The organism is Capsulimonas corticalis (assembly GCF_003574315.2).
Taxonomy (GTDB): Bacteria; Armatimonadota; Armatimonadia; order Armatimonadales; family Capsulimonadaceae; genus Capsulimonas; species Capsulimonas corticalis.
The window spans coordinates 843,244-855,476 of record NZ_AP025739.1 but is presented as its reverse complement, the minus strand read 5'-3'; the positions used below and the strand labels follow the sequence as shown (position 1 = coordinate 855,476).

The 12,233-nt window shown below is 60.8% G+C and carries 11 protein-coding genes; 5 read left to right on the top strand and 6 right to left on the bottom strand.

The genetic code is table 11. The features are described from left to right. Positions 1-10 precede the first annotated feature (10 nt). Positions 11-1,159, top strand: coding sequence for a glycoside hydrolase family 172 protein (locus tag D5261_RS03755; protein WP_119323435.1), 1,149 nt, complete (start codon positions 11-13; stop codon positions 1,157-1,159). Between the two features lie 36 nt (positions 1,160-1,195). Here the strand turns inward: D5261_RS03755 and D5261_RS03750 are convergent, their stop codons facing one another. The 5 genes from D5261_RS03750 to D5261_RS03730 form a co-directional block, all read right to left on the bottom strand. Next, a complete protein-coding gene (locus tag D5261_RS03750) occupies positions 1,196-1,582 on the bottom strand; it encodes a hypothetical protein (RefSeq protein ID WP_125206188.1) in 387 nt (128 codons plus the stop codon). 69 nt (positions 1,583-1,651) lie between these two features. Then, a complete protein-coding gene (locus D5261_RS03745) occupies positions 1,652-4,120 on the bottom strand; it encodes an alpha-L-arabinofuranosidase family protein (protein ID WP_119323433.1) in 2,469 nt (822 codons plus the stop codon). A 126-nt stretch (positions 4,121-4,246) separates the two neighbouring features. Next, positions 4,247-6,337: a M56 family metallopeptidase gene (locus D5261_RS03740; protein ID WP_119323432.1), complete on the bottom strand. Its 2,091-nt coding sequence runs from the start codon at positions 6,335-6,337 to the stop codon at positions 4,247-4,249. 32 nt (positions 6,338-6,369) lie between these two features. Beyond that, a complete protein-coding gene (locus D5261_RS03735) occupies positions 6,370-6,771 on the bottom strand; it encodes a BlaI/MecI/CopY family transcriptional regulator (RefSeq protein ID WP_119323431.1) in 402 nt (133 codons plus the stop codon). 93 nt (positions 6,772-6,864) lie between these two features. Then, positions 6,865-7,350: a MarR family winged helix-turn-helix transcriptional regulator gene (locus D5261_RS03730; protein ID WP_119323430.1), complete on the bottom strand. Its 486-nt coding sequence runs from the start codon at positions 7,348-7,350 to the stop codon at positions 6,865-6,867. A gap of 88 nt (positions 7,351-7,438) precedes the next feature. Between D5261_RS03730 and D5261_RS03725 the strand changes: the two genes are divergently transcribed. The 3 genes from D5261_RS03725 (at position 7,439) to D5261_RS03715 (ending at position 9,816) form a co-directional block, all read left to right on the top strand. Next, positions 7,439-8,161, top strand: coding sequence for an SDR family oxidoreductase (locus D5261_RS03725; RefSeq protein ID WP_119323429.1), 723 nt, complete (start codon positions 7,439-7,441; stop codon positions 8,159-8,161). Between the two features lie 123 nt (positions 8,162-8,284). Continuing rightward, positions 8,285-9,223, top strand: coding sequence for a LipP1 family hormone-sensitive lipase (gene lipP1, locus D5261_RS03720; RefSeq protein WP_119323428.1), 939 nt, complete (start codon positions 8,285-8,287; stop codon positions 9,221-9,223). Between the two features lie 14 nt (positions 9,224-9,237). Further along, entirely contained in the window at positions 9,238-9,816 is a 579-nt protein-coding gene (locus D5261_RS03715) for a hypothetical protein (RefSeq protein ID WP_119323427.1), read from the top strand. A gap of 21 nt (positions 9,817-9,837) precedes the next feature. Here D5261_RS03715 and D5261_RS03710 read toward each other — a convergent pair whose 3' ends face one another. Then, entirely contained in the window at positions 9,838-10,422 is a 585-nt protein-coding gene (locus D5261_RS03710) for a Uma2 family endonuclease (protein ID WP_119323426.1), read from the bottom strand. Between the two features lie 232 nt (positions 10,423-10,654). Between D5261_RS03710 and D5261_RS03705 the strand changes: the two genes are divergently transcribed. Further along, on the top strand, positions 10,655-11,941 hold the full coding sequence (locus D5261_RS03705; RefSeq protein ID WP_119323425.1) for a 4Fe-4S dicluster domain-containing protein: 1,287 nt from the start codon (positions 10,655-10,657) through the stop codon (positions 11,939-11,941). Positions 11,942-12,233: the final 292 nt, after the last annotated feature.

Genomic DNA, 12,233 nt, shown 5'->3' with positions numbered 1-12,233 from the left:
GAGAACCCCCATGCCCGGACCTCTCGATCATCTTCCACTACTGCGCCCCGGCGTGCGCACGAAACGCGTCTCTTCCTATGACCGCACTGGGGGGAACAATGATTTCGTTCCCATCGAGGCGGGAGAAACGCGGTCGCTTGCCCAGATTGCGGGCGCGGGCGCGGTCAAGCACATCTGGATCACGATCAATTGTGACGATCCGATGATCAAGCGCAATGCGATTTTGCGCATGTATTGGGATGGGGAAGCGTCGCCGTCGGTGGAGTGTCCGCTGGGGGATTTCTTTGGACAGGGGTGGGCGGAGCGTTACCTCTATGCTTCGCTGCCGCTGGCGGCCGCGCCGGCGGGCGGCAATGCGCTGAACTGCTACTTCCCGATGCCGTTTGGCGACGGCGCGCGCATTGAGATTGAGAACCAGTCCGAGCTGCCGATCAAGAACTTTTACTACTATATCGATTACGAGGAGCATACGGGCGGCGTCGGCCCGGAAGTCGGGCGGTTTCACGCCTGGTGGAACCGGCAGATGCCGGGACCGGAATCGCGGAGCGGGGACCGGGAGAACGAGTGGGAGACGCTGGGCGTGCAGCCGATCAATCCCTCGGACGCGAACAACCATGTCTTTGTGCACGCCGAGGGCGCGGGCCACTATGTCGGCGTGAATTACTATGTCGATTCACCGACGCCGCTCTGGTACGGCGAGGGCGACGACATGTTTTTGATCGACGGCGAGCCGTGGCCGGGATCGCTGCACGGCACCGGGACGGAGGATTACTTCAACTCTTCCTGGTGTCCCAAGGAACCTTACGCACATCCGTACTTCGGCTATGCGCGGGTGAACGGTGAAACGGGCTTCTTCGGCCGCACGCACTGCTACCGGTTTCACCTGGAAGATCCGATCTACTTCGAGAAATCCCTGCGCGCGTCGATCGAGCACGGCCACGCCAACACGCTGACACTCGATCTGGCGACCGTCGCTTACTGGTATCAGAGCGAGCCGCACCTGCCGTTCCCGGCGATCCTGCCCAAAGAAAAGCGGCAGCCGATGCCCAGAATCCTCCCGCCGGACATCCATCGCTGGCGCGACAGCTGGCGCCGCGAAATGGGCGGCGGCCCGCTCTGGGGGAACGAGCCGCTGCCGGATTCGACCAAGATCGAATAACGCCGCGCGGATCCCTGTCCGGCGGCAAGGCGCCGTTTAGCCGACCAGCGATCTCAAATTCTGACGCGCCGCCGCTCGCACTGTGTGCGTCGAGGAATACCGCAATCGTCTCAGGCGCCGCTCGTGCGCTTTGTGAAAAACGGGAATCATCATGAATGTGAGCGCCATGATGATCATTGGTACGACGATGAAATCTGTCTGATCCTTCAAAGTCGCGAAAAAGCAAATGAGCGCCACGAGAAACGCCCCGGCGGTGAACGCGAGAGCGATGGGAAGGGAAGTGGTGTGATGGCAGAATACCCAGATCACGCCGGCGATGGCGCCGGACGCCGCCGTGGGCATTGCGAACATCAAAAATGTGGCGATGCGGTCGCCTGTGGAGGGTGATGAGTGTTTGTCGTGGGTTTTTGCTTGGTGGTCCATCGTTTGCCCCGCGTCTTCGTCGGATAGTTCAGTAACGAAGATGCGGGGCGATTGGATGCGGCGTTCGGGCTATTTTTTCGTCTTCAATCTCAGAACGGTGACGGAGTAGGCGGGGAACTCGTGCGTGAATGTCGGGCCGGCGCCATGGAGGGTGCTATCGGTGACGGCGGCGTTTTTGGGGGCGTCGATGGTGTTGATGTCGCGCAGACGACCTGTCAGCACGTGCTCCTGGGCGTCTTTGGCGACGTTCTTGACGCCCTGGATATCGACATCCAGCGTTTGGGCGTCGGCGGCGGTGTTGACGACTTTTAAGATCACGTCGCCGGATTTGAGATCGCGGCTGGCGGTGGTGTAGAGCGGACTGACGACGGACGGCGTGTCGGTGGCTTCGGTGATGAGCTGGTCGTCGAGGTAGCAGCGGATCTTCATGCCCTGGACTTCAATACGGATGTCGTACCATCGGCCGGTTTCGACGGTCAGCGGCTTGGAGCCGCCAAACTCTTCGACGGCGCCGTCGCTCGCGCGCTGGAGCGTGGAGCGCGTGTTGCTCCAGCCGCCGATGTTCCATTGGACATAGTTGTCGCTGTCCTGGGCATGGAACTTGATCAGGAAGCCTTCCTTGCCGCCGATCTTGCGCGCCTTGACGTGATAGGTGTAATCGGTCCAGGCGGCGTCGCCGAGCAGCGCGTCCGTACCGTTTGCATTGCTGGATTGCTGGAGGACGCCGCCGTCCTGCTTCCATTCTCCCGGTCCCAGCGCCCAGTGGACGTCGCCCGCCGGCAGGATCGAGGCGGCGCCTTGCGTCACCTGAATGTCCTTGAACTCGGCCTGCGTCGCCCAGGTTCCGACGCCGACCTTGCCCTTGGGCGCCGGCTGAACGGGGGCGTCGGCGAGCGTGACGGCGGCAGGCAGCACGACATCGCCTTTGTTCGCGCCGAACATCGCCTGCGCGTAGTAGGACGGCGAGCCGAAGCTGGCGTTGGCGTCGTACCCGATGAGGTTTACGGCCCACTGCCGCGCGCCTTTGTTGACATTGACGAACATCGGGGCGTAGCAGGACATCAGGACGATGTCGGAGTTGCGCTCCATGCCGATCATCCAAGCGGCGTCGCCGAGCGCGGCGGAGAGGCTGGGGGTGGGGCCTTTTTTGTCGGCGTCGACCCAGGGAGTGCTCACATCTTGCGACGCCCATTCGCCGACGAAGATCTTCGGGCCGCTGCGGTCGTAGTTGTCGTAATGCCCGCTGTCGCGCTCCATCTCCGCCGCCGTCCTGTAAAAATGGTCGTCGATCAGATCGGGCTTGCGCTGGGTGACGGTCGAGGTGGCGATCAATTGCAGCTTGGGATATTTGGCCTTGATCGCGTCCTGGAACTGCGCGTAGCGGCCGTCATAGCTTGCGGATTTATCGAACTCATCTTCGTTGCCGATCTCGACATAGTGCAGCGGGAATGGTTTCGGGTGGCCGTCGGCGATGCGCCGCGCGCCCCAGGTTGTATTTTTGTCGCCGGTCAGATACTCGATCTCATCCAGTGCGTCCTGCACGAACGGCGCCAGCGCCGGGCCGGGCTCGATATGCTGGCCGTCCAAGGAGTATCCCGCGTAGACGGCGAGCAGCGGCTCGATCTTCAGATCCTCACACCACTCTAGAAACTCCAGAAGCCCGAGGCCGTCCGTTGAACGATAACTCCACGGGCCTTGGTGCCCCGGCCGCTGCTCGATCGGGCCGAGGGTCTTCTTCCAGTCGAACCGTTCGTCGATGGAGCCGCCTTCCAGATAGTTACCGCCGGGCAAGCGCAGGAATGTCGGCGACATGCCCGCCTGAAGATCCATCAGATCGATGCGGTTGCCGTTGGGACGGTTGTTAAAAGTGGGCGGGAAGAGCGAGATCTGGTTGAGCCAGACGGCGCCGGTTCCCTTGGCGGAAACGATAAAGCGATACTGGGATCCTTCCGTGACCGCGGCGTCCGTCTTCAGCGTGACCGTGTACTTCTTCCAAGTGGCGCCCGGAGCAGGAGCGGCGGCCTGCGCGGCGACGCGGGTTCCGTCCGTGCTCTCGATCGTCAGCGTGAGCGGCCCCTTGAAGTTGTCGTCGGCCTTGGCGTAGAACGAAGCCCGATAGCTTGTGCTGGGCTTGACGGGAATGCCCCAGTAGCCGTCGTTTGCGGCGCCCACGCCGCGCCCCGTTCCCGCCGTCGATACGTCCAGACGCAGACACGTGGTCAGCGCCGTATCCGGGATCGGCTGATTAGCATCGAGCGCGATGGATCCCGCAGCCCCGCCGTTCAAATCCACCGACCAGTGGACGGGATTTGCGGCGTCGTCCTTGAAAACCCGGTTCTGGATCAGCTCGCCGTACAGGCCGCCGTCATAAGAGTGGTTGATCTCTTCGGTCATCAGACCATAAAGCATTGGGCTAATTCTGGCCCCCGGCTGGTCTGCCTTGACCGTCAGCCGCCCCGAAGCCGCGCCGGCAGGCGCCGCCAGCACCGCCGTCGTGATCGCCGCAAGCGCCCCAAATTTCCAGCAATGATGTCGCATCTCTAAACGGTCTCCCTGAGAAAATAAACGATAATTTCGTTCATTGTAACGTTTAGATTGGTATTTGTCAATCGGGGACTTCGCAAGTAGGCCGATCTACTTGCGAAGTCCCCGTATGGTCTGTCGTTATTGGGATTTGAGGCGGATATTCCGGAACTCCGCCCAGTAATACGGTCGTGCGCGCAGTTCAAAGGCTGCGGTGCGGTTCAGGATCGGGATGGGAATAAGACCTTGCTGCTCTGTTTTCCCGGCGCCGCTCGGCATGCTGTAGCCTTTGATATCGTAGATAGCTCGTCCGCCCGAGTCCAGGGCGACCACATCCCGATCGAAATTTCTCACCTCGCGCATCACTCCGTCCACCTCTGCGGAGCCAAAGTAATCGGATACCCCGACAATGGCGTTAGCGCGCGCGAGCGCCTTGGCGTCTTTCAAATGATGGGGATTGGAAACCAACGTGAAGATGACAGGGCCGCCCGGCATTTCGATATAGATTTTTCCGGCGGTTTTCTTGCAGCGGATTTTTCCGGTCCATAGGCCGGCGGCGCACGCGACCCGCACGGTTGCGGTCCGCGCAGACGCCGCGATAGGAGCGCTGTCCAGCATTTGATAAGTGACGGCGGCTCCTGACCGTGTTTCATGCTCCTGGAATCGAGAAAGGTCGGGTTTTTCGAGCTTTGGCTCGATGCGATCCATCAAAGTTGGTTTGGTGTAGTAAACGGCGCCGTATTCCGGAGAATGGAGATAGACCCAATCCCAGGGCGGCGGCGGCGCGCCAGAAGCCATGGGTTGTTTGTGAACGTCATATTGAATCGAGGCTGCGAAGACACGCCCTTGGGCGCCGGACGGCATGCTGGGGTAAATGAGCGTGTTCTTGAGAAGGCTCTGCGCCACGGGGCCGCCGCTGGGAGACCACCAGTGGTTGGGGTTTCCCTGCGTGTCCGCGACACCCGCCAGACGGATCACGGCGCCGTTTGGCAGCGTGACCGGCGCATCGGGAGCGGGAGCGACGATTGCGTTGTCCCATGGTGATGGAGCCGACGCCGGTCTGTCGATCCCAGGTGTTCCCGTCGCTCGCGAGGAGAAGCGAACCGCCGAGCCGAGGAGCAGCAGGCACGCCGTCGCCGCCAGACCGCCTTTCCAGAGCCGCTTCGTGACGGGATCGCGGCGCTGGTCTGCGGCGAGGATCGCTCGAAGGCGAGCTTCTATCCTGGGACGGGGCGCCATCGCCACCGCAAAGCGCGGGCTTCTGCGGGATTGCAGTGAACGGGCGATTTCGAGCAGCTCGGCAGCGTAGTCCGACGCCTTCAGGCCATGCGTGACGGCGTAATCGTCGGCCGCGTGCTCGCATTGCTGGCGCATAAATCGGGCCGCGAGCCAGGCGCATGGGTGGAACCAGTAGAGGGCGCACACGGAAAACGCCAGCATCTGCGCGAGCCAGTCGCCGCGCTGGATATGCGCGAATTCATGCAGCAGCGCCGCGCGCAGCCGTGCTTCCGGCCATTCCCGCGCTGCGAGGGGAAGCGCGACGATGGGGCTCCGCGCTCCCCAGGTGATGGGCGTCGCGACCGCGTCGCCCTCATAGAGCAGGATCGGGCGCTTCCACCCCATCTGGGCGGCGACGTGCGCGGCGATCCGCACTGTCGGCTCGTGTGTGATCGGCGTCAGCGTTTTCTGGAGCCAGCGCAGGCGCAGCAGAGCGAAACCCATGCGGGCAAAAACAACGAGGATGCCGAGCGCCCAGAAGAACGTATAACAAAGCGCCATGAAACCAATCACAATCTTCCATGCATCGAATGGCAAAGGGCGATTGCGAGCGCTATCCTGCTGGGATTCGTGTGTGCGGCGGGTGACCGCCGCTGGGGAGGGAGCGCCGTTCACGCTTGCAATCCCGGAGGAAGCCGGGACAGGCTTGGGAGCGTCCTTGTCCGGCGTTTGCTTTGCTTGGATGACGTCCACATGAAACGCCTGTTGAACTGCCTGCACTTCGCGGCCTGGGATCAGCGCCGTGAAGAGGGGAAGCGCAAGCATGCCGGCGAGGCAGAGCAGCCAGATCAAATGCTTTCGCGCCGCCGAAGCCTGCCGCAGGGCCAGGACGAGCACGCCGGCCGCCAAGAAGAGGAGAATTGATTTCGCCGACACATCGGCGAGCGCAAGCAGCAGTCGCTGCGCAGGCAATCCCCAGTGCTGTATTGCAATGCTATATAATGATCCATTCATTGCCTTGTCTCCTGAAGGTCGTCGTGGGCGTCTTATGAATCTTGCTTGGCTTCTTCCGCTTTTGCCTGCGCGATGAGGGCGGTCAGCCGGGCGATATCACGATCGGAAAGCTGCGTCTCATCGTCGGAGAGCAAGGTGGAGACGGCGCGTTCGACGCTGCCGCCGAAGAATGTCTGCACGACCTGCTCGATCGCCGAGCGCGCGGCGCTCTGGCGCGGCTGGGTGGGAAGGAAAACATAGTGCGCGCCTTCCTGAATGTGGCGCAAGTGCCCTTTGTCCTCTAAGATGCGCAGCAGGGCGCGCACGGCGGAGTAACTGGGCGCGTCGGGCATCGATTCCATGACCTGGGCGGCGGACGCCTGCCCGTGCTGGTAAACGATATCCATAATCTGCCGCTCCCGGCGGCTGAGTTTGTGCGATAACGGCTTGGACATCGGATATTCTCCTCGATGCTAATATCTTAGCACCGAGAATGCGCAATGTCAAGAGATTGATGCTAATATCTTAGCAATTTTTTAAGACGCCTTCTAGAGACTGAGAATCAGGCGCGAAAGAAGCCCCGCCAGCTGCTGCTGATCCTCGGCGCTGAGCGCATGAAGAAGGTCCTGTTCGTTCTCCATATGCTCGTGCATGATCGTGTTGATGGTCGCTAAGCCCTTGGGCGTCATGCACACGAGGGCGCTGCGCCGGTCGTCGGGGTTGGGCCGGCGGATAATGAAACCGTCGCGCTCCAATCGATCCAGGCGATTCGTCATCGTTCCGGAGGTCAGCATTAATTCGCGGTAGAGCTGGGTGGGGGAAAGCTCGTATGGCGGGCCATTGCGGCGCAGCGACGCCAGCACGTCGCCGCCGCCAAAGCTGACGCCATAGCTCTCAAACACCGGCTGGATGCGCGCCTTTAACATCTCCGCCGACAATAAGATACGGCCGACGACCGCGATGGTCTCGGTATTGAGTTCGGGCTGCTCGCGGCGCCACTGCGCCAAAATCTCATCCACTTTATCGATTCGCATGGAAGATTATAGCTTGACAAGCGCGGAGAAAACAAGGTATCTTGAAATAAAGTATCTTGACTTCAAGATACTTAGGAAGAGGTATCCAATGACGCTGGCAAATCAAACTGTGATTGTTGTGGGAGGCGGATCGGGAATTGGGTTAGGGATTGCTCGCGCGGCGTGGAAGGACGGCGCGAAGGTCGTGATCGTCGGCCGTTCTCAGGAGAAGCTGGATCAAGCGGCGGTTGCCATCGGCGACAGGGAGCGAATTCAAACGAGTGTCGCGGACGCCACGGATGAGTCTCAGGTCAAAACGCTCTTGGAATCGGTGGGATCGTTCGATCATCTCCTCTGCACCGCCGTCTCGGCGGCGTATCAGCCGGTGCGCGAGTTCGAGATCGACGACGCCCGCCGAACTCTCGATTCCAAGCTGATCGGGCCATTGCTGCTGGTGAAGCACGGCGTCGATCGGATCCGTCCCGGCGGCTCCTTTACCTTCACCGGCGGCATCGCCGCCGACCGGCCCGGCCCGCGCGGCTCCATTGTGGCGGCGGCCAACGCCGGACTGGTTGGGTTCGTGCGCGCCCTGGCGCTGGAGATCGCGCCGATCCGCGTCAACTTGATCTCGCCGGGATGGGTGGATACGCCGGTCTGGGACACCATCAGCGGCGGAAACAAAGCGGCGTTGTTCGAGCAGATGGCGGGACGGCTTCCGGTGGGACGCATCGGCGCTCCGGAAGACATCGCGCAGGCGGCGCTTTATCTGATGGGAAACACCTTCACCACGGGGGAAACGCTGCATGTGGACGGCGGGCAGCGGCTGATTTGACGGGACGCGTCGGTCGCATCCGCCGCCCTGTCCTTATGATTTTTGGCTCGCGTTGCTTGCCTCGCATGACGGCCACGGGGTATTCTTGACGAAATACCGCTTACCGCCGTCAGGAGAGATTCGATGCCGCTCGATCCACAAGTCGCCGCCCTGCTGGAAAAGATGCGCGCCGCCGGCGCCGCGCCCATCGGCGCGCTTCCCATGGAAGAGACGCGCGCCGCCGCTCGAGGTCTGATCGCGTGGCAGGCGGCGCCGCCCGCCGTCGATCGCGTGCAGGACCTGCGCATCCCAGCCTCGGACGCCGATATCCCCGTGCGGGCTTATACGCCTTTGGGGGCCGCCGCCGCCCCGCCGATCCTGGTCTTCAGTCACGGCGGCGGCTGGTTCCGGGGAACGCTCGACATCTTCGACACGCCCTGCCGCCAGCTCGCGAACGCGACGGGCTGCCTGGTGGTTTCCGTCGATTATCGGCTCGCCCCCGAGCACAAATTTCCGCTCCCGCTCAACGACTGCTGGGAAGTCACCCAGTGGATTGCCGCGCACGGCGCCGACCTGGGCGGAGATCCATCGCGCCTGATCGTCGCCGGCGACAGCTCCGGCGGCAACCTCGCCGCCGCCGTCGCCCGCCGCACGCGGGACGCCGGCGGTCCCCCCATCGCCGCCCAGCTTCTCATCTACCCCGTCACCAATTGCGCCTTCGACACGCCCTCCTACACCGAGTTCGCCCAGGGCTACTCCCTCACGCGCGCCTCCATGGAAACCTGCTGGGACTATTATCTCAGCGACCCCGCCGACGCTGCGAGCCCCGACGCCTCCCCCCTGCGCGCCCCCGATTTCACCAGCCTTCCCCCCGCCGTCATTCTCACCGCCGAATACGACCCTCTGCGCGACGACGGCGAACAGTACGCCGACAAACTCCAATCCGCCGGCGTCCCCGTCCACCGCAAGCGCCTGCCGGGATTGATCCACGGCGCCCTGCATATGACGGGGATCGTGGACGCATCCAAGCAAATTTACGAAGAAGCGGGCGAAGGCCTGCGTGTGCTACTTGGCGGGAAATGATTGGAGGTTAAAGGATGGCATTGAGTGAAGAGGATCGTCAGAAGATATTGCAGCGTAAAAACCTGGGGGTAATTGACCGTTGGATGCTGGAGGAGTGCTTCGAGTTTCAATACTCCAATCTGCATATGGCGCACAGAGTTTTGGAGTGCTATATCAACGAGCAGCCAATTGGCGACTGGATGACAACAGCGAATGTTGCGACGCATTACTGCGCTTACATGACCGCTGATATTGCGGCAGGTGTAACTCCCGATTCTGAGGCGAGCTACCATAACAAGACTTCTTCAGCCTGCTTGCTTCTTCTGCTTTCACATTGGTCCTCCAGCATTAAGTATCAAATAGAAGATATCAGACTGCTGTTCCAACCGCCGGCGGAAGAGGATATCGATCTTGACTATGTGAGGTTTGTCGGCATCGTTCTCGATAATCAAGAAGTTTGGAAAGAAGTGAAGCCCGAACTGCGAGCGGGGTTGAAGAAAAGCTTGAAACGGTTAAACGTTGACGAGTCGGCATCGCTGAAAACCAGAAAAGAATGTCGTGCGGCGCTCGAACTCATTCGGGAGCGGTGGAAAAAGAGAAACGGCGCGGCGTAATTATCGCGCTGTATAAAACGGCTATTTGGCACGCGTTTCAAATACAACGCGGTCGTAGATTTCCGACATCGCCAATGTGCAGGAGATGCATTCCAGCAGTATCGCTCCATCTAGGTTGCTTATTTCTGTCAGCAACCAACTATCTTCGGCCTGTCGAGTGTAAAGTTCGATGTGCGGTCGATTCTGCGAAATCAGCAAGTATTGCTTTAGCGTCGGTATTTGTCGATAATAGATGGATTTCTCGCCGCGATCATAACTTTCTGTTGAGGGAGAAGGTACTTCGGCAATAAGCGTCGGATTGAGAACCGTATCCACATGCGCATCTGCGAATTGTGGAGCGCCGCATGTGACGACAATATCTGGATAAGTGTACAAACCCGCGTGTCCGACTTGCACGCGCAGGTCGGAGACGGAAGCGCGGTATGGTTTGCCTTTGAGTTGCATGCGCAATTCACTGCCGACATTTAAGGTAATGTCCGTATGTTGCAGGCTGGCGCCGGACATCGCGAAAATCTCGCCGCGTATGTATTCGCTGCGAACCTCCGCCTGCCTCTCCATGGAGAGATATTCGTCCGGCGTATGGAGCCGGCGTGCTTGCGTCGCCATAACTCAATCCTCTTGCGATCATTATATCACTTTTCCAGAATCCCACGGCGTCGTTTCTGTTATCTCACCTGGGGAAAGCTTCGCAGGTGGGTGGGGCCGCGCGGGGCGGTTCTGATTGTTCCGGTACTTTGTGAAATAATTCGCAAAGTGTTTGGCGCAATCAGGTATAATTGAGTCACAGTTTGGGCGCGGAAGTTAGCGCCCGTTTTGTGTTTCGTATCGGGTTTGAACAATGGCGATCGACCTTACTGACCGAATTATCCAGCCGTCGCCCGCGCCCAAAAAAGGGCGCTGGAATCCGTGGCGGCGCGTTGTGCAATTGCTGTGCGGCGTTCTTTTGGTGGCTTTGCCGCTGACAAACGGCATGCGTCTGGATGTGCGGCGCCATGAGTTTTACTTTGCGTGGCATCGCACGGCGGCGCAGGATCTTTTGATGCTGTTCTGGGTCTCGATGCTCGCCACCTGGGCGCTGGTGGCGGTGTCCGTTCTTTACGGACGTCTCTGGTGCGGCTGGGTTTGTCCGCAGACGATGGCGAGCGACTTCGCCGATTCGCTCAAAAAACGGCTGGATAAGGCGTTCCGCACGCGCCCTGGCCAGCCGCGCTTTGCGCTGTCGCGCGGTGTCTGGTCGCTGATTTTGCTGGCGATGTCGGTAGGGACGGGAATGACTGTGGCGGCCTACTGGCTGTCGCCTTCCGATGTGGGCCACGCCGCGCTGCGGCCGTGGACGGACGTTCCCGCCGCGCTCACCGTCTACATTATCGCCGCCGTGGTGGCGGCGGACATGCTCTGGGTGCGCCGCAAATTTTGCTACTCCGCCTGTCCTTACGGCCCCTTGATGGGCATTGTCGCGGACAAGAACACCCTCGCCGTGCGCTATCTTAATGAGCGCGAGGACGACTGTATCAAGTGCGGGAAGTGTGTCGTCGACTGCCCGATGGGGATCGATATCAAGAACGGCGCCGGACAGCTCGCCTGTATCAACTGCGGCGTCTGCGTCGACTCCTGCAACGACGTTCTGGGCAAGCGCGGCAAGGCCGGGCTGATCGAATATCGTTACGGCCTAGAGCCCGAGCGCGCCGCCAGTAATCTTACCTGGAAGCAGCGCCTCGGTTTCTGGGACGCCACCCGGTTCTGGGTGCTGGCGACACTGGTCGTCTTCGCGGGCTATGTCGGGCTGTCCCTATTCGGCCATGAAAAGATGACGGCGACGGCGATCGCGAACGGCGCGATTACGCAGGACGCCGCCGGAATCCACAACGACTATTTGCTGACCGTGGAGAATGGAACTCCCGAGCCGCAAACATACGCCTTATCCGTGGACGGCATGAACGCCCGCGCCGAAATCCACGGCGCTTCGACCCTCACGCTCGCCCCACGAGAGCAGCGCGCCGCGCCGCTGATCCTGACCGGCCCCGCAACCGAAACAGCGCCGGGCGAGCGCAAGGTCGTGACGCTGAATCTGGTGTCGCCCAAAGAGCGGGCGCAGGTGAAGCTGGTGTTTTACCGGCCGGAATAGGGGATGGCCCTATTCCCCCAGCGCTTTAGCGCGCCTTCCCCTTTTACCCAGGGGGAAAAGGGGCGCTCATAATTATGGTCCTTGCTCGCTCGATAAGTATCAACGAAGAATTCGGAGAGTATTTGTAAACAATATCATCTTCACACATTCTTGTCGAGTGTGAATGGCCGATAATGATTGGCTCCCCTTTTCCCCCGCGAAGCGGCTTGCTGGGAAAAAGGGGAAAACGCGCTAAAGCGCGGGGGAATAGGGATTACGCGGGAATAGGCCCCAGGGGATCCCCAAGAAAGCA